This window comes from Streptomyces sp. NBC_01408 (assembly GCF_026340255.1).
Classification (GTDB): Bacteria; Actinomycetota; Actinomycetes; order Streptomycetales; family Streptomycetaceae; genus Streptomyces.
Genome location: NZ_JAPEPJ010000001.1, coordinates 3,483,840 through 3,501,164, shown reverse-complemented (window position 1 = coordinate 3,501,164; position 17,325 = coordinate 3,483,840). Strand labels below are relative to the sequence as shown.

The 17,325-nt window shown below is 68.6% G+C and carries 14 protein-coding genes; 9 read left to right on the top strand and 5 right to left on the bottom strand.

Annotated elements, in window-relative coordinates; all coding sequences use genetic code 11:
* The first annotated feature begins 9 nt into the window (after window positions 1-9).
* The 6 genes from OG447_RS15915 (at window position 10) to OG447_RS15890 (ending at window position 4,851) form a co-directional block, all read left to right on the top strand.
* A complete protein-coding gene (locus OG447_RS15915; protein WP_266937178.1) occupies window positions 10-315 on the top strand; it encodes a WXG100 family type VII secretion target in 306 nt (101 codons plus the stop codon).
* The gene (locus OG447_RS15910) at window positions 315-2,021 is read left to right on the top strand and encodes an RNase A-like domain-containing protein (RefSeq protein ID WP_266937176.1); all 1,707 of its coding nucleotides are present in this window, start codon (window positions 315-317) and stop codon (window positions 2,019-2,021) included. The genes OG447_RS15915 and OG447_RS15910 overlap by 1 nt, the downstream gene beginning before the upstream one ends.
* 11 nt (window positions 2,022-2,032) lie before the next feature.
* Window positions 2,033-2,617 (top strand): hypothetical protein, encoded by a 585-nt coding sequence (locus tag OG447_RS15905; protein ID WP_266937174.1) that lies wholly within the window; start codon window positions 2,033-2,035, stop codon window positions 2,615-2,617.
* Between the two features lie 25 nt (window positions 2,618-2,642).
* Window positions 2,643-2,942: an RNase A-like domain-containing protein gene (locus OG447_RS15900; RefSeq protein WP_266937172.1), complete on the top strand. Its 300-nt coding sequence runs from the start codon at window positions 2,643-2,645 to the stop codon at window positions 2,940-2,942.
* A gap of 13 nt (window positions 2,943-2,955) precedes the next feature.
* Window positions 2,956-3,630: a contact-dependent growth inhibition system immunity protein gene (locus OG447_RS15895; protein ID WP_266937170.1), complete on the top strand. Its 675-nt coding sequence runs from the start codon at window positions 2,956-2,958 to the stop codon at window positions 3,628-3,630.
* A gap of 135 nt (window positions 3,631-3,765) precedes the next feature.
* Window positions 3,766-4,851 carry a pentapeptide repeat-containing protein gene (locus OG447_RS15890; RefSeq protein ID WP_323181776.1) on the top strand — a complete coding sequence of 362 codons (1,086 nt, stop codon included), beginning with the start codon at window positions 3,766-3,768 and terminating at the stop codon, window positions 4,849-4,851.
* Between the two features lie 10 nt (window positions 4,852-4,861).
* Here the strand turns inward: OG447_RS15890 and OG447_RS15885 are convergent, their stop codons facing one another.
* From OG447_RS15885 to OG447_RS15875, 3 genes are all read right to left on the bottom strand, one after another.
* Entirely contained in the window at window positions 4,862-5,062 is a 201-nt protein-coding gene (locus OG447_RS15885; RefSeq protein ID WP_266937168.1) for a DUF397 domain-containing protein, read from the bottom strand.
* On the bottom strand, window positions 5,047-5,883 hold the full coding sequence (locus tag OG447_RS15880) for a helix-turn-helix transcriptional regulator (protein WP_266937167.1): 837 nt from the start codon (window positions 5,881-5,883) through the stop codon (window positions 5,047-5,049). Before OG447_RS15880 ends, OG447_RS15885 begins: the two co-directional genes overlap by 16 nt.
* A 215-nt stretch (window positions 5,884-6,098) precedes the next feature.
* Window positions 6,099-6,476 carry a hypothetical protein gene (locus tag OG447_RS15875; RefSeq protein ID WP_266937165.1) on the bottom strand — a complete coding sequence of 126 codons (378 nt, stop codon included), beginning with the start codon at window positions 6,474-6,476 and terminating at the stop codon, window positions 6,099-6,101.
* 149 nt (window positions 6,477-6,625) lie between these two features.
* On the opposite strand from OG447_RS15875, the gene OG447_RS15870 reads away from it, so the two are divergent.
* The 3 genes from OG447_RS15870 to OG447_RS15860 all read left to right on the top strand — a co-directional run bounded on the left by OG447_RS15870 (window position 6,626) and on the right by OG447_RS15860 (window position 11,096).
* Window positions 6,626-9,292, top strand: coding sequence for a DUF6185 family protein (locus OG447_RS15870; RefSeq protein WP_266937164.1), 2,667 nt, complete (start codon window positions 6,626-6,628; stop codon window positions 9,290-9,292).
* Between the two features lie 482 nt (window positions 9,293-9,774).
* Window positions 9,775-10,317: a GntR family transcriptional regulator gene (locus tag OG447_RS15865; protein WP_266937162.1), complete on the top strand. Its 543-nt coding sequence runs from the start codon at window positions 9,775-9,777 to the stop codon at window positions 10,315-10,317.
* A complete protein-coding gene (locus OG447_RS15860) occupies window positions 10,314-11,096 on the top strand; it encodes a GntR family transcriptional regulator (RefSeq protein WP_266937161.1) in 783 nt (260 codons plus the stop codon). The genes OG447_RS15865 and OG447_RS15860 overlap by 4 nt, the downstream gene beginning before the upstream one ends.
* A gap of 119 nt (window positions 11,097-11,215) precedes the next feature.
* On the opposite strand, the gene OG447_RS15855 is transcribed toward OG447_RS15860, so the two are convergent.
* A complete protein-coding gene (locus tag OG447_RS15855; RefSeq protein ID WP_266937160.1) occupies window positions 11,216-12,676 on the bottom strand; it encodes a glutamate synthase subunit beta in 1,461 nt (486 codons plus the stop codon).
* Window positions 12,669-17,213, bottom strand: coding sequence for a glutamate synthase large subunit (gltB, locus tag OG447_RS15850; RefSeq protein WP_266938898.1), 4,545 nt, complete (start codon window positions 17,211-17,213; stop codon window positions 12,669-12,671). The genes OG447_RS15855 and gltB overlap by 8 nt, the downstream gene beginning before the upstream one ends.
* Between the last annotated feature and the right edge of the window lie 112 nt (window positions 17,214-17,325).

Sequence of the window (17,325 nt, the reverse complement as noted above, 5' to 3'; positions counted from 1 at the left end):
GGGGGATTCATGTCGTCGAGCGACGACCACATATCAGTCGACTTCGCGGCGCTGCAGGGTATGGCGGGCGACCTCGAAGAGATCCTCAAGACGCTCAACGAACAGCTCGACCTGCTCTACCGGCGCGTCGAGAAGGCCGTGCTCAGCTGGGACGGCGAGGCCCGCCAGACCTTCGTCGACCAGCTCGACAAATGGGACCGGTCCGCCCAGGACCTGCAGGCCACCCAAGCCTGGCTGCACGACATCGTGGTGAACGGCCACCTCACCTACGCTTCCGCGCACCGGGCCGTGCTGCGCGGCTGGGGGGCCGCCTGATGGCCGGAACGCCCCCGCCCTCCCCGGCGGCGAACGGGGGCTTCGACGTCCAGCCGGTGCACGTCCACCATGCCTCCGACCAGGTGAAGGAAGCCCAGTTCGCGCATGCCGAGCGGGCGTTCGTCCTCGTCGACGTGCTGAACAAGTACAACCAGTCCGCCGGGACCGGCCGAGGCCCTGACGCGTTCGCGGACGCCTACGCGGAGGTGGCCGCCAAGTTCCTCGAAGCGTGGGGCCGCAGCGTGGTCAGTGCCGGCGGCGCCTCCATCGGCCTGAACCACACCGCCAACCACTACGTACTGGCCGAATGGGAGGCCGGCGGCCGCAAGGGAACGCAGCCCCGCCGACAGCCGGAGCCGGTGGTCATCAACAAGCCTCCGCGCTACGGGCCGGTCAACCCCATCAAGTGGACGGGCACCGGCGAGGACGTCGATTCCTGGTGGATCTCCGGCGTGATCGGCGAGTTCCCCGACTTCCTCGCGGACGTCATCCGGCCCGCCATCGAGCACGGCCTGCGCCTCGGCAAGGTCCACGAGATCACCCCGGGCATCAAGGACGACGAGGTCCGGGACATGGCCAAGGCATGGAAGAAGCTCGGCTCCGAAGCCGTGAAGGCCTCGGACGACTTCAACACGGCCATCGCCGGGATCACCGATCCGAAGGACAAGGGCGAGTGGCAGACGGCCATGCGGACCTTCGGCCAGACGATCTGGGGCACCACGGCGTGGGGCCGCCAGCTGGACACGGAGGGGAACCGGAGCCAGACGGGCCGCCAGTGGCGGACCACCAAGGACCTCCCGCCGTCCGGGCGGCGCCCCATCGTCGACGTCCTGAAGAAGACGGCGGACGAGGTCGCGGCCCTCCTGGACCACGTCGCCGACGTCGGTGAGAGGACCAGAAAGTTCACGAGCCAGGCCGGCATCAACGCGGCGAAGGCCATGGCCAAGGAATGCTCCGACCTGAGTCTGATGAACCTGACCAGGCTGGCCGTCGGCGGGATCGTCGGCCGGCTCGTGCTCTCCTTCCGGAGCCACATGGACAAGGAGGGGTGTGACGCGGTCGTCGAGACGTACCACAAGGAGTTCACCGAGGCGGCGGGCAAGCTCAAGGCCCTCCTCCCGGAACTCGACATCGCGATCACGAGCGCCCCGACCTACCAGGCGGAGATCGCCCGCGCCCACAGCTTCGGCGCCCGCTCGCTCAACGAGTTCAAGAAGGAACACAGCTGGCAGATCGGCGGGGAGAGCCCCTTCCCGTACATGTACTCGCTGGACCTGGCGACGAACGAGGGGCTGAACGGCGCCCACACCATCGACAAGCACGTCGGCAAGACGGACGAGCAGCTCCTGCAGCGGATCAAGGACGAGCAGCGCGCGAACGGAAAGTTCGACGTGCTCGCTTCCTCGTCCTTCGCCGATCTGAATTCGGCGCAGAAATACACTCAGTACAACATCCGAGAGAACACCCCGGAGATCCAGGACTGGCTCAAGAACCCGCCGCCCGCCAAGGACCTCAGCATCGGCGTCCCGTCGGTCCCGACCGAAGGCCCGTCCACCGCCCCCACCGTGACCGGCAAGACCGTCACGGTGGACACCGTCACCGGCACGGTGAGGCCCGCCCAGGACACGCACGGCGTGACCAGTCGTCTCAAGTACGACCCGAACCTGAACCCGCCGTTCGTCGTCTACACCTCGGCACCGGAATGATGGAGCGAACCATGGAAGAAAGCCGGCTCGACGCACAGACCTGGTCGGACGCGTTGAAGCTCTACCAATGGCTCTGCACGTTCGTCGCCGTCGCTCCGCGCAAGCACGACGAATGGTGGCTCGACGCCGGGGCGATCATGCGCCTCGAAACGCGGGACCCCCGGGGCTGGGAATCCATCGACCCCTACGAAGGGGAGGAAGAGCGCCAGGACGATCCGCTCTTCCCGTGGCTGGAGACGCCCTCCGGCCCCGCGGATGCGGAACGCTACCGCCGACGGGTGGGAGAACTCCCCCGGTCCTCGGTGCGGTCGCTCCTCGTCCTGCTCGGATCCGCAGCAAGCCCTTCGGACATCACCAGATCACAGGACTGGGAAGAGCGCGCGCCCACGATGGAACGCCGGGCCGATGCGATCCTGTCGCGCTTCCCCGACGGCACCCGCTTCTACACCAACCTCGGCTGGAAGGGCGACCGTCCCGACTTCTACAGCCCGCCCTCCCGGAGCCACGACTCCTTCAGCCACTACGACTGGGACGCCGGGCTGATCGCCGTGAACGACGACGAAGTCGCCGTGTTCTGGAATTTCCAGTCCCTCTGATCCGACCCCCGAACGGGAAAACCGAGTGCTCACCAGATCCGCCACGTACCCCGACCGGGAAACCGCCCAGTGGGCCACCCAGCAGGTCGTCACCCGCAACGAGCAGGCCATCCACCGCTGGCTCGCCCAGGGCACCCGCCCCCGCCTGACCATCGAAGCCGCCTGGCCCTCGCGCGAGGAGCCCGTCGGCCGCGTCCTGATCCAGGCCATGGCGCTCGCCGGGCGCGGGGCCGTGGATGTGCGGGCCGCGCGGGTGGTGCTCCGGCGGGATCCTGCGAGCCCGCTCGGCTTCGTCGTGCACGGCACCTTCCCGATCTACCTGTAGAGGCACAGGCCCCATGTCCATGAAGCCCCTGGAGTTCGACCGCCGCTACGGCGAGCTCGACCAGGTTGTCAGCGCGTACGCCGGCCTCGCCGCCGACGACACCCCCGACCGGCCCGGTCAGGCCCTCACCGCCTACCTGCGCCACACCTGGCACACCCGTCCCTGGGCCCTGTCGGTGGCCGAGCAGCAGCTCCGCACCTACGCCCAGAACCCGCCCGGCCGCCTGCGGCTGCGCCTCGGCGAGTTCTACCCGGTCCCGGACATCGGCCTCCCCGAGGCCGAGATCCAGCAGTGGCTGCTGCTGCTCGCCGACCACATCAAGCGGAGCGCCGAGGAGGGCCTGGTCCCGCCCCCGTCGGCGCTGCCCGGGACCCACTGGGAGTGGCACGCCCGCTTCCCCGAGCTCGGCCAGTTCCTGGGCGGCTGGTTCTCGCAGGACATGCCCGAGGAGTTCGAGGACCACGAGAACGCGGTCGCCGACTACGCCGGCTCGGCCGACCCGACGGTCGTGGCGCGCCTCGTCGGTGAGCTGCGCGAACTGCTCGCCCTGGGCCTGGAGGAGGTCGACTACGCGGTCGGCGTCGCCGAACTGGGCATGGAGGTCGACCCGCCGTCCCCCCACACCCCGAGCGCCTGGCTGACCGTACTGGCCGAGCACCTCTCGGGCCCCCGCGCCGAGTACGCCTAGTGCTCTGACCGGATAGGTCCACCGGCTTCCGTGCCGCCCTGCGATCATGTGCGCATGGATACGGGGGGATCTACTCATGGCCGCCGCATACCGGTCGCCTCGCGGCGTCGTCGGGTCAGTTCCGCTCTCTTCGCGGTGGCGGCGGTGCTGGCCGTGCTCGCCGCGCTGACCGTTGTGGTCGTGGTGCTGCCGGGTCTGGTGGTCGACCGCGATCTCGCAGGTGCTCGGATCGGGGTCGCTGAACGGCTCGGAGCCGTGAACAACGTGCGCACGACGCTCCTGCAGGCAGTCGGTGGCGCTGTCGTCCTTTTCGGGGCGTACGCCACCTGGCGACAGTTGAGGGTCAACCAGGAGGGGTTGAACGCCACCCGAGAGGGACACATCACCGACCGCTTCAGCCGGGCGGTCGACCAGCTCGGCAGCGAGAAGCTGGACGTGCGGATAGGTGGTCTCTATGCGCTGTGGCGGATTGCGGACCATTCGCCGCACGACCGTGAGGCGGTCATCTCGATCATGGCCGCGTTCCTTCGGACTCACCTGCCATGGCCTCCGCAAGGGCAGGACTCCCCGCCGGCGCAATCCTCCATCAACTCCGTGCCTCCACTGGAGACCCGTGCCGCGGATGCCCAGGTGGCGCTCACCGGTCTCGGCGTCCTGTGCCAGGAACGCCGGCCCGACTGGCTCAACGTCAGCTACACCGACCTGCGTCGGGCCGACTGCGACGGACTGTGGCTGCACCACATCAACTTCGACGGCGCCTGCCTGGAAGCGGCGAGCATCTACCAGGTCAACCTGACCAAGGCATCGCTGATCGCGGCCAACATGAGGCATGTGGAGCTCGGGACGTCGGTTCTCCACCAGAGCCGCTGCATCGAAGCCGACCTGCGGGGCGCTCGCATGGTCAGGGCCGACCTCAGCGACGCCGACTTCTCCGACGCCGACCTGCGGGAGGCGAATCTGCGCAAGGCGCGGGGCCGTGGCACCAAGTTCGCCGGCGCGGATCTGAGGCTGGCCGACCTCCGAGGAACCGACCTCACTGGCGCCGACCTGACACGGGCGAAATTGGAGGGCGCACTGGCAAGCGACCTCACGATCTGGCCGACAGGCTTCGACATTCAGGCGGCCGGCGTCGTCGTGGTCGAGGACCCCGGCGCCGAGCCGAGCATTCTGCTGCCGGCCGCCGCGATCGCGAGGAACGTCCCACCCCTGCAATCGGTCTGATGCCACGGGATCAGCCTCGGCTCCGCACGACCCGCACGAACGACGCCCACGCGGAGGCCCGGAACACGAGCACCGGGCCGCCGTCCGCCAGCTTGGTGTCGCGGACGGGGACGGCGCCGGGGAGGTCGTCGGACACCTCGACGCAGTCGCCGCCCTCGCCGTTGCTGTACGAGGATGTCCGCCAGGACAGGCCCTTCACGTCTGCGCGCATCTCGCGTGCTCCTCCACCGCCGACTCGATCAAGGTCAGGGACACCTCCGGCGACAGCGCAGCGGCCCTGGCAAGATCGTATGATCTCCAGTACCGCCGGACCAGGGCCGGATAGTCGAGCAACTGCCCCGAGTGGGGCCCCTCCGTGTAGGCCACGTCAGGTGCGTCGGCGAACTGCATGAGCTTCAAGGACGCCTCCAGAGCGCCATGCGCGCCGGCCGCGAACGGCACCACCTGCACCGTGATCCGATGCGCGCGGACAGACGCCGAGATGTGCCGCAACTGCTCTGCCATCACCCCGTGCCCTCCGACCGCCGTCCGCAGTACGCCCTCGTGCAGCACGAGCCACACCTCAGGGGTGGCCGGGTCGTCAAGCAGTCGTGCGCGATCCATGCGGGACGCGACCAGGTCGTCGACGCGCTCGGCAAGCGCGGTGGGGTTGCTGGCGCGGGTCACGGCCCGGACGTAGTCCTTCGTCTGAAGCAGCCCGGGTACCAGCGTGGACGCGTACTGGTAGATGGCTCTCGCCAGCCCCTCCAGCTCGGCCGCAGGGGCGAAGTACTCCGCATGCTTCGACTTGAACGCCCTGGCCAGGCGATAGAAGTAGTCCCCGGTACCCAGCTCCCTGTCGATCAGCTCCGCGATCTCCGGGCGCAGTCGGCGCTGGCCGGACTCCATCTGGCCGAGGTAGGACCTGGTGGTGAAGATCAGCTCAGCCAGCGCCGCCTGGGTGAGCCCGGCCGCCTCGCGCCTGCGGCGCAGCTCTTCCCGGGCGAACTCCTCCGGCGTCTGCGCCCCGTCCTGGTCCTTCGGCTTGGCCATGAGCCAACTCCCCGCTTCCGCAGTGCCCTTGCTCCGCGAGAAGCGTAGTCCCCGCCCGGCCGGAACTTCTGCGGAACGGAACAGTGCGACTACAAGGAGTCAAGGGCGTGAACGCCACAACGCCCGCCATCCCCAGTCGGGGACATGGCGGGCGCTGCGTCAGAGTTCCGTACGCCGTTGCACGGACCGTATGAGGGGTCTCCCCGAAGGGGGGGTCAGTGGTCGCGCTCGCGCTCTGGGCACAGGTCGAGGGGGTCACACAGCATGATCACCCGATAGGGGCCTTCCCCGGACTCTGTGCCATGCGGCGCGAACCTCCACTGCGAGGCCTTGGCGTGCCGTGTCCGCCCCACCTTTTCCACGTGCGCGTGCAGCGTGCGAGTGCCGGAGTCGTTGGTCTCCACCATTACCTCGTCCGCGGCGAGCGGGAAGTGGTCATGCAGGAGACACAGGCCGAAGCGGTCCAGGTTGCCGTGCTTGTCAAGCACGGCGACCAGGTCCCGCACGAACTCCCTGTCCGATGGCCCCAGCCCTTCGGCTTCCTCGAAGCGGGGGAGCGACTTCCTCGTAGTGGAGCCCTTTGCGTTGGTCATGACATGTCCCGTGCAGCAATTGGGGATACCTCCACTCCATCATTGATCGCCGACTATTCTTCTGCAATCCGGGTGGCGGCGTCCAAGAGGGTGGGTACCGGCCGGTGGCTGCGTGTCTACGCCCGACGGAACACGCCTCACGCTTACGTGTGGATGTGCAGCCGGGAGAGAGCGGGCGGAATGGTGTCCTCGTCGAGGCAATCGTGAAGGCCCGGTGGTGGTGCCTGCTGCCGTTGCTGATCGTGGCCATGACGGGGTGGGTAGGGGTGGCGGCCGAGGCGCACGGAGCGGACCGTGACGCCTGTGAGGTGGGAAAACTGAAGGCCAGCGGCGTGGTTGCCGAAATTGATTTCGACTACCATGACCGTATTTATGCTCAGGTGCTCTCCAATTTGACCGTCAATGTTTCAAAGGAGTGGCCTCTCGCAAAAGATCTGGCACTCACTGAGAAATCTGCCGGATACCGGATGGCCATGCGCTGCCTGCTACGTGGAGACGACAAAGTCCCGGACCCACGTAATCGTGAGTGGCGCCTCCACCACCCGCAGGTAACTGTGGGGGGCAACTGGGTCACCGTGAAATATGGGGCGTTCGCATGGATCGAGCAGGCCAAAGGATTTCTGCTCGGACCGTGGAGGATCGGGATCGATGAGGGGGGACGGAACTGGCACGTTGCTCTCCGGCCGCCGAAGACGCTGGAGCATGCGCAATGGGAGCGCATTGAAGTGAAATTGAATGGGCTCGAAGCCGATAATATTTTTCCCCCGGTATCGTCTGCTGACTCGGTCCGTCTGGTGTGGGCCGAGCCGAAAGCCCTGTTTGTGCGGGTCGATGTGGATCCACCCTGGCAGCGCTCCTTCAACGTGGGCGAGAGATGGTGGTCTCTGGGCCGGGCAGGTGTCGCCTCATGGTGGGTGTTCACCTCGGCGGTGATCGCGGTGGCCGTGCTCCGTGCCTCGCCGCCGGGGCAGAACGCGCGGGGGTGGTGGTGGCGTGTCGTAAGGGTGGGCGATGGGCCCATGGGCGGCCCTGCACGGGTGGTTCTGCTGTGGGCCGTACTCAGCGCGGCGGTAGCCCTGATGCTGCGTCTGCTGCTCGTGGATTCGCCTGAACTCGTCACCCCGTCGTGGCGCTACCTCATCAGCATCGCAGCGGGGCTGGCTCTGCTCCTCGCCGCCCGTCCATGGTGTCGCATCGCGTCCTCCCCCGCCGAGCAGAAGCCCGGAGCCGAGGAACCCATCGATTGCAAGGGCGTCCAACGCCGTCAGGTCTGGGCCGTGACTGCGACTGCTTCAGCCGTGGCCGTGTTCGGCTCGTTACTGGTCCTGGCGCCTCGGCCCTTCAGCCTGAGGGCAGATCTGACACTGGGAACGCCCCAGGCCACTTCCGGTGTCTTCGGGCTCGCGCTGCTGGGACTGGCGACGCTGTGGTTGTGGCTTGCTGCCATGGCGGCATGGGCGTGGCGCTTCGCGCGGGAGGGATACATGGTCCGGAAGTCCTGGAGCGCGACGTGGGACAAGGCACCGGTCCGCTGCGTCGTGGCTTCGGGAGCCCTGCTGGCAGTGGTCGCAGCGGCCCTGCCCGCTTCCTCTTGGTTGGCGTATCAGCGCAATTGGAGGCGCGCCAATTGGCTCAGTGATCAAACCGGGACTGCCCTCGATGGCGTACGGAGCGATTTTCTGAGGCAGTTCGCATACATCGGCCTCACATGGGCCTACGCCTATGCGTGGCTCCTGACAGGCATCGCGCTCGTCGCGCTGCTGCACATCCGTATCGAGGCCCGGCGGGCTCAGCCCGACGGCAAGAACGAAGCGCTCTCGTTGGGGCCGGCCGATGCCGATCTTCTGCTGACAGTCGCGGTCTTCGCCCTTGCCGTGGGGTTGAGGCAGGTCGAGTTCGCTGGTTCCAATGTGCTGTTCGGTATCTGGCTCCTGATGCTCATTGCCTCCCTGTACGTCGTGGTCGCGGTCAGTCGACGGTATTCCGTGCTGAGCCGAGCGGGAGAACAGTTCCGCATTCGAAGACTGGGTACCTGGCAACACCGACGTGCATTGCTGACAAAGGCCCACGAATTCCGCAACTTGCATCATAAACTGTACTCGTTGGACCGTGGACACGGAGAGGGTCTTACGCGCGAGGAGTTGGAACACAAACTGGACGAGCTGCATCAATGGCTGTTCGCAGGATGGGGCCGGGGTCGTCCACCGGCCCAGATCTCCGTGCTGGACGCCGCCCTCAGCTGGGGACCCGGTGGCCACTGGTGGGAGAACGCCCGGCATGCCGCGCGCCTGGCATTCTGCTTCGGGATCCCGGCCAGCGCCGCTCTTGTCTGGCTGAGCTACCTCAAGGACTCCTGGACCCAGATGGCCACGTTCCAGGACCTCATCGGGCTGCCGGAGATCGCGGCGAAGTTTCTTGCATGGCAGGTCGCATGGGCCGGTGCGGGCCTGGCCCTGGGGGCACTGTGGCGTCTACTGCCCGGGCGCCGCAGTCCTGTGCGTGCGTTGAGTCTGACCGCCGCCTACGCCTTCCCTGTCTGCGTGGGCGCCCTGGTCGCCCAGATCACCGACACGGAACTCGGCTACGTCTTCCTGCATGTCGCGCTCATGCTGCTCGTCCTGACGCTCACCAGTATCTGGATGGACATGGCGACCTTCAGTGACGAGAGGAAGCTCTGGCCCAGTCGCGTCGGGTTGCTGCTGTCGGTCTACCAGCTGCGCGGCCTGTCCGCGCAGGTTGCCTACCTCGGCGCCCAGCTGGTGATTGTCGTGGCGGTCTGGCGCAGTCTGGCCGGCAGCGAGTCCCCGCCGCGGTAGTGCCCTTGCTCTGCAAAAAGCGCAGCCCGCACCATGCCTGAACTTCGACGGAACGCAACAACGGTTGACTACAAGGAGCCAGGGGCGGGAACGCCACAGCGCCCGCCATCCCTGGTCGGGGACATGACGGGCGCTGCGACGCCATGCGCTCAACTCACCCCTGCGGCACACCGTGCAGAACGGCGTTCGCAGCGAGCTCCGAGGCGCAAAGCCGCATGTCGTCCCGGCCCTCGGTCACACCCCACTCGGCGAGCGTGTCACCTACGAACTGACAAGCCGCGCGCACCGAAGTACGGGCCCGAGGGAATCGTTGCCGCCTGGACAAAGACATACCACCCCACCGCCTTAACGCTGAGCTTCCAAGACCACACAGAACGTATCGGTATTCGCGAAAAGCAGCAAGGTTTGCCCAGGGTGGGTTCGAGTAGCGCCGTCGCTTAACGTGGAGCACGGCAGAGGGAAGCGGACGCGCAGGAGGCACCGTGAGCAGTAGCGGCTGGACCAGTACGTCGATGCCGTACCTGACTCCACGGGCCGCCGGGGACACGGACGCGTGGAGTGAAGAGGCCAAGGAAGCAGGCCGACGCGGAAGTCAGCGCATCGTCCACTCCGGGGAGGACGAGGCCCCCGCCGACGTCGCCCTGACCCTCGGCCTGATGGCTGGAGCTGCGGTTGTGGTCCGCCGAAGGATCATCGAACTCGACGGCGAGCCAACCGAGTTGACGGACACCTACTACCCTGCGGCCATTGCGGCAGGCACTCCGCTGGCCGGCACCGGGAAGATCCGCGGTGGCGCCGTGACCCTGCTGGCCGCCCTCGGACACGTCGGCGTGCGGGTCGTCGAGAGCGTGACAGCGAGGATGCCCGACGCCGAAGAGAGCGAACAGCTCCACCTCGCGGCGGGCGAACCGGTACTTCAACTCGCCCGCACCACATATGACGCGGCGGACCGCCCCATCCAGGCGGACGTGATGGTCATGCCCGTCGGCCGCCAACAGTTGCGGTACGAGATCAGGATCGGATGACCTTGCCCAGCCACGAAGCCGAGGCAGTCGACCCGCGGCCGCTCCACGCCCGCATCGCCGCCGATCTCCGCGACGAGATCATGAGCGGCGACCTCGCGGCGGGCACCAAACTGCCCTCGACCGCCCGGTTGAAGGACCGCTTCGACGCCTCCAACGCCACGATCCAGAAGTCCGTTCAGCTCCTGAAGGACGAGGGGCTGGCCGTCGGGCGCGCGGGCGCGGCGGTGACCGTACGGGAGACCCGGCAGCGGACCGTACGCCCGGCGGGATCACTCACCCCGGCGGCGATCGGGGCCCCGTACCCCTGGCTCGCCGAGGTGGCGGAAGGACGGTCTGCCGCGCGCAGCTCGCTGCTGTCGGTCGAGGAGGTGCACGTCACCGGCGATGTCGCCGCCGCCCTCGGTCTGCCGGTAGGCGGATCGGCGGTGTGCCGCCGCCAGCTGATCAGCATCGACGGCGAGCCTGCGGAGCTGGTGAGTTCGTACTACCCCGTGGACATCGCGCACGGCACCGCCCTGGCCGAGGAACGGCGGATCAGGGGTGGCATGCCGACCCTCCTGGCCGAACTCGGTTTCCCACCGCGCCGCAGCGTGGACCGGGTCTCCGCCCGGGTCGCGACGCAGGAGCAGTACACCGCCCTGCGGCTGCCGGGAGACTTGCCGGTGCTGCGGACGCTCCGCACGGTGTACGGCGACGACGACCGGCCCGTCGAGGCCACCGTCATGGTGAAGGCAGGCCACCTGTACGAGCTCCGGTACGAGCTCACGCCCGAGGCCTGACGGTGAACGCCACAGCGCCCGCCATCCCTGGTCGGGGACATGGCGGGCGCAGTGTCAGGGTTCCGCACTCCGTTGTACGGACCGTATGAGGGGTCTCCCCGAAGGGAGGGGTGACGGGTTTACACCGTCAGCGAGCGGTCCGTCGGCTTGACCGGGTACGGGAGGGTGCTGCTGCCGGTCAGGAAGCGGTCCACGCCGCGGGCGGCCGAGCGGCCTTCCGCGATGGCCCAGACGATGAGCGACTGGCCGCGGCCCGCGTCGCCGGCGACGTAGACGCCGTCGACGTTGGTCGCGTAGGAGGCGTCGCGCTCGATGTTGCCGCGCGCGTCGAGCGCGAGGCCGAACTGCTGGACCAGGCCGTTCTCCTGGTCCGTGCCCGTGAAGCCCATCGCCAGGGTGACCAGCTGCGCGGGGAGGACGCGCTCGGTGCCGGGCTTCTGGACGAGCTTGCCTTCGACGAACTCCACCTCGACGAGGTGCAGGGCCTGGACGTTGCCGTCCTCGTCGCCCTCGAAGTGGGTGGTGGAGACGGAGTAGACCCGCTCGCCGCCCTCCTCGTGCGCCGAAGTGACCTTGTACAGCATGGGGAACGTCGGCCACGGCTGGCCGGTCGGCCGGTCCTCGGAAGGCTTCGGCATGATCTCCAGCTGGGTGACGGAGGCCGCGCCCTGGCGGTGGGCGGTGCCCACGCAGTCCGCGCCCGTGTCACCGCCGCCGATGACGACGACGTGCTTGCCCTCGGCCGTGATGGGGGGCGCCATGAAGTCGCCCTCCTGGACCTTGTTCGCGAGGGGGAGGTACTCCATCGCGAAGTGGATGCCCTTGAGTTCACGGCCCGGGACCGGCAGGTCGCGGGAGACCGTCGCGCCCGCCGCGATGACCACCGCGTCGAACCGCTTGCGCAGGTCGGTCGCGCTGAGGTCGCGGCCGATCTCGATGCCGGTACGGAACTTGGTGCCCTCCGCGCGCATCTGCTCGATGCGGCGGTTGATGTGCACCTTCTCCATCTTGAACTCGGGGATGCCGTAGCGCAGCAGGCCGCCGATGCGGTCCGCGCGCTCGTACACCACCACGGTGTGGCCGGCCCGGGTCAGCTGCTGGGCGGCGGCCAGACCGGCCGGGCCGGAGCCGATGACGGCGGCGGTCTTGCCCGACAGGCGCTCGGGCGCCTGCGGGGTGACATCGCCGTTGTCCCAGGCCTTGTCGATGATCGAGACTTCGACGTTCTTGATCGTGACGGCGGGCTGGTTGATGCCGAGCACGCACGCCGACTCGCACGGGGCCGGGCACAGGCGGCCCGTGAACTCCGGGAAGTTGTTCGTGGCGTGCAGGCGCTCGGAGGCCGCCGTCCAGTCCTCGCGGTACGAGAAGTCGTTCCACTCGGGGATCAGGTTCCCGAGCGGGCACCCGTTGTGGCAGAACGGGATGCCGCAGTCCATGCAGCGGCCGGCCTGCTTGCTGATGATCGGGAGCAGCGAGCCCGGGACGTAGACCTCGTTCCAGTCCTTGAGGCGGTCAGCCACAGGACGGGAGCAGGCGGTCTCGCGCGGGGTGGTGAGGAAGCCCTTCGGGTCAGCCATGGGTCGCCGCCTCCATCATCTTCTCCGTGGTCTCGGATTCCGAGAGTCCGGCGAGCTCAGCGGCGTCCTTGGCGGCGAGCACTGCCTTGTACGTGGTCGGGATGATCTTGCTGAACCGGTCCGCCGCGACGGACCAGTCGGCGAGGAGCTTCGCGGCGACGGTCGAGCCGGTCTCCTCCTCGTGGCGGCGCACCACATCGTGCAGCCACTGCTTGTCCGTGTCGGACAGCACGGTCTCGACGGCACCGACGTTGCCGACGTTGACGTTGTTCGGGTCGAGGTCGATGACGTAGGCGGTGCCGCCCGACATGCCGGCCGCGAAGTTGCGGCCCGTCTCGCCGAGGACGACGGCCTGGCCGCCGGTCATGTACTCGCAGCCGTGGTCGCCCACGCCCTCCGAGACGACCAGGGCGCCGGAGTTGCGGACGCAGAAGCGCTCGCCGGTGCGGCCGCGCAGGAACATCTCGCCGCCGGTGGCTCCGTAGCCGATGGTGTTGCCGGCGATCGTGGAGTACTCGGCGAGGTGGTCGGCGCCGCGGTCGGGGCGGACCACGATCCGGCCGCCCGAGAGGCCCTTGCCGACGTAGTCGTTGGCGTCGCCCTCCAGGCGGAGGGTGACGCCCTTGGGCACGAAGGCGCCGAAGGACTGGCCGGCCGAACCCGTGAAGGTCAGGTCGATGGTGTTGTCGGGCAGGCCCGCGCCGCCGAAGTTCTTGGTGACGTGGTGGCCGAGCATCGTGCCGACGGTCCGGTTGATGTTGCGGATCGCGACCTGGGCGCGGACCGGCTGGGCCGTCTCGGCGGATTCGGCGTTCAGCGCGTCCGCCGCGAGTTCGATGAGCTCGTTGTCGAGTGCCTTCTCCAGCGCGTGGTCCTGCTCGATCAGGGCGTGGCGGACCGCGCCCTCGGGCAGCTCGGGCACGTAGAAGAGGGGCTCCAGGTCGAGGCCCTGGGCCTTCCAGTGCGAGACGGCCTTGGTGGTGTCGAGGAGCTCGGCGTGGCCGACGGCCTCCTCGATGGAGCGGAAGCCCAGCTCGGCGAGGAGCTCGCGCACCTCCTCCGCGATGAACTCGAAGAAGTTGACGACGAACTCGGGCTTGCCGGAGAACCGGTCGCGCAGGACCGGGTTCTGGGTGGCGATGCCGACCGGGCAGGTGTCGAGGTGGCAGACGCGCATCATGACGCAGCCGGAGACGACGAGCGGCGCGGTCGCGAAACCGAACTCCTCGGCGCCGAGCAGCGCGGCGATGACCACGTCGCGGCCGGTCTTGAGCTGGCCGTCGGTCTGGACCACGATGCGGTCGCGCAGCCCGTTGAGCAGCAGGGTCTGCTGGGTCTCGGCGAGGCCGAGCTCCCAGGGGCCGCCCGCGTGCTTCAGGGACGTCAGCGGGGACGCGCCCGTTCCGCCGTCGTGGCCGGAGATGAGGACGACGTCCGCGTGGGCCTTGGAGACACCCGCGGCGACCGTGCCCACGCCGACCTCGGAGACCAGCTTCACGTGGATGCGGGCGACCGGGTTGGCGTTCTTGAGGTCGTGGATCAGCTGAGCCAGGTCCTCGATGGAGTAGATGTCGTGGTGCGGGGGCGGGGAGATCAGGCCGACGCCGGGGGTGGAGTGACGCGTCTTGGCGACCCACGGGTAGACCTTGTGGCCGGGCAGCTGGCCGCCCTCGCCGGGCTTGGCGCCCTGCGCCATCTTGATCTGGATGTCGTCCGCGTTGACCAGGTACTCGGAGGTCACGCCGAAGCGGCCGGAGGCGACCTGCTTGATGGACGAACGCCGCGCCGGGTCGTAGAGGCGGTCCGGGTCCTCGCCGCCCTCACCGGTGTTGGACTTGCCGCCCAGCTGGTTCATGGCGATGGCGAGGGTCTCGTGCGCCTCCTTGGAGATGGAGCCGTACGACATGGCGCCCGTGGAGAAGCGCTTGACGATGTCGGCGACCGACTCGACCTCGTCGATGGAGATCGACGGACGGTCCTCGCTCTTGAAGCCGAAGAGGCCGCGGAGCGTCATCAGGCGCTCGGACTGCTCGTTCACCCGGTCCGTGTACTGCTTGAAGATGTCGTACCGGCGGTTGCGGGTGGCGTGCTGGAGGCGGAAGACCGTCTCCGGGTCGAACAGGTGCGGCTCGCCCTCACGCCGCCACTGGTACTCGCCGCCGATCTCCAGTGCGCGGTGCGTGGCCGCGATGCCGGAGACCGGGTACGCCTTGGCGTGGCGCGCGGCCACCTCCTTGGCGATGACGTCCAGGCCGGCGCCGCCGATCTTGGTGGCGGTGCCGTTGAAGTACGCGCCGACGAACTCCTCGTTCAGGCCGACGGCCTCGAAGACCTGGGCACCGCGGTAGGAGGCGACGGTGGAGATGCCCATCTTGGACATGACCTTCAGGACGCCCTTGCCGAGCGCGTAGATCAGGTTCTTGATGGCCTGCTCCGGCTCCAGGCCGGACAGGAAGGTACCGGCGCGCAGCAGGTCCTCGACGGACTCCATGGCGAGGTACGGGTTGACCGCGGCGGCGCCGTAGCCGATGAGCAGGGCGACGTGGTGGACCTCGCGGACGTCACCGGCCTCGACCAGCAGGCCCACCTGGGTGCGCTGCTTGGTGGCGATGAGGTGGTGGTGCACGGCGGAGGTGAGCAGCAGCGACGGGATCGGCGCGTGCTCGGCGTCCGAGTGGCGGTCCGACAGGACGATGAGGCGGGCGCCGTTGGCGATGGCCGCGTCGGCTTCGCCGCGGATCTCCTCGATGCGCGCGGCCAGGGCCTCGCCGCCGCCGGAGACCCGGTAGAGGCCGGAGAGGGTGGCTGCCTTCATGCCCGGCATGTCGCCGTCGGCGTTGACGTGGATGAGCTTGGCCAGCTCGTCGTTGTCGATCACCGGGAAGGGCAGGGTGACGCTGCGGCAGGACGCGGCGGTCGGGTCCAGCAGGTTGCCCTGGGGGCCCAGCGAGGACAGCAGCGAGGTGACGAGCTCCTCGCGGATGGCGTCCAGCGGCGGGTTGGTGACCTGCGCGAAGAGCTGGGTGAAGTAGTCGAAGAGCAGCCGGGGGCGCTCGGACAGGGCCGCGATCGGGGAGTCCGTACCCATGGAGCCGAGCGGCTCGCCGGCGGTACGGGCCATCGGCGCGAGGATGACGCGCAGCTCTTCCTCGGTGTAGCCGAAGGTCTGCTGGCGGCGGGTGACCGAGGCGTGGGTGTGCACGATGTGCTCACGCTCGGGCAGGTCCGTCAGCTCGATCTCGCCGGTCTCCAGCCATTCGGCGTACGGGGCGGCGCCGGCCAGCTCGGCCTTGATCTCGTCGTCCTCGATGATCCGCTTCTGGGCGGTGTCGACGAGGAACATCTTGCCGGGCTGGAGGCGGCCCTTGCGGACGACCTTGGCCGGGTCGATGTCGAGGACGCCGACCTCGGAGCCGAGGACGACGAGGCCGTCGTCGGTGACCCAGTAGCGGCCGGGGCGCAGACCGTTGCGGTCGAGGACCGCGCCGACCTGGGTGCCGTCGGTGAAGGTGACGCAGGCCGGGCCGTCCCAGGGCTCCATCTGCGTGGAGTGGTACTTGTAGAACGCGCGGCGGGCCGGGTCCATCGAGGTGTGGTTCTCCCACGCCTCCGGGATCATCATCAGCACGCTGTGCGGGAGCGAGCGGCCGCCGAGGTGGAGCAGCTCCAGGACCTCGTCGAAGGAGGCCGAGTCGGAGGCGTCCGGGGTGCAGATCGGGAAGATCCGGTCCAGGGCGCCCTCGCCGAAGGCCTCGGAGGCCAGCTGGGACTCGCGGGCCTTCATCCAGTTGCGGTTGCCCTTGACCGTGTTGATCTCGCCGTTGTGCGCGACGAAGCGGTACGGGTGGGCGAGCGGCCAGGACGGGAAGGTGTTCGTCGAGAACCGCGAGTGGACCAGGGCGAGCGTCGACGCGAAGCGACGGTCGGAGAGGTCGGGGAAGAAGGGCTCCAGCTGGCCGGTGGTCAGCATGCCCTTGTAGACGATGGTGCGGGCGGAGAGCGACGGGAAGTAGACCCCGGCCTCGCGCTCGGCGCGCTTGCGCAGCACGAAGGCCTTGCGGTCCAGCTCGATGCCGGTGCTCCCGTTGCTCACGAAGAGCTGCGAGAAGGCGGGCATCGTGGCGCGGGCGCCGTTGCCGAGGAGGTCCGGGGTGACCGGGACCTCGCGCCAGCCGAGGACCGTGAGGTTCTCCTCGGCGGCGATGGCCTCGATCTGCTCCACGGCGACGGCCTGTGCGGTGCCGTCGGCGGGGAGGAAGGCGATGCCGACGGCGTACGCGCCGGCCTGGGGCAGGTCGAAACCGGCCACCTCGCGCAGGAACGCGTCCGGGACCTGGGAAAGGATTCCGGCGCCGTCGCCCGAGTCCGGCTCGGAGCCGGTCGCGCCGCGGTGCTCGAGGTTCCGCAATACGGTCAGCGCCTGCTCGACCAGCGTGTGGCTGGCCTCGCCGGTGAGGTTGGCCACAAAGCCGACGCCGCAGGCGTCGTGCTCGTTGCGCGGGTCGTACATGCCCTGCTGGGCGGGGCGACCGTCCATGGGCGACCAGGCGGTGGTGCTGAGGCCGGTCGCGGAGTGCGTGGATGCGGAACGCATCGGCTCTCCCGTCGTCGTCGTGGCATATGTGCATAGCCGAGGGACGACGTTGGCC

Bases quoted from the DNA above. Each gene is read 5' to 3' on its own strand.
- OG447_RS15860 (WP_266937161.1), top strand. From the start codon at position 10,314: ATGACCTTGCCCAGCCACGAAGCCGAGGCAGTCGACCCGCGGCCGCTC.
- OG447_RS15875 (WP_266937165.1), bottom strand. From the start codon at position 6,476: ATGACCAACGCAAAGGGCTCCACTACGAGGAAGTCGCTCCCCCGCTTC.
- OG447_RS15855 (WP_266937160.1), bottom strand. From the start codon at position 12,676: ATGGCTGACCCGAAGGGCTTCCTCACCACCCCGCGCGAGACCGCCTGC.
- OG447_RS15885 (WP_266937168.1), bottom strand. From the start codon at position 5,062: ATGCGCGCAGACGTGAAGGGCCTGTCCTGGCGGACATCCTCGTACAGC.
- gltB (WP_266938898.1), bottom strand. From the start codon at position 17,213: ATGGACGGTCGCCCCGCCCAGCAGGGCATGTACGACCCGCGCAACGAG.
- OG447_RS15895 (WP_266937170.1), top strand. From the start codon at position 2,956: ATGTCCATGAAGCCCCTGGAGTTCGACCGCCGCTACGGCGAGCTCGAC.
- OG447_RS15905 (WP_266937174.1), top strand. From the start codon at position 2,033: ATGGAAGAAAGCCGGCTCGACGCACAGACCTGGTCGGACGCGTTGAAG.
- OG447_RS15915 (WP_266937178.1), top strand. From the start codon at position 10: ATGTCGTCGAGCGACGACCACATATCAGTCGACTTCGCGGCGCTGCAG.
- OG447_RS15910 (WP_266937176.1), top strand. From the start codon at position 315: ATGGCCGGAACGCCCCCGCCCTCCCCGGCGGCGAACGGGGGCTTCGAC.
- OG447_RS15880 (WP_266937167.1), bottom strand. From the start codon at position 5,883: ATGGCCAAGCCGAAGGACCAGGACGGGGCGCAGACGCCGGAGGAGTTC.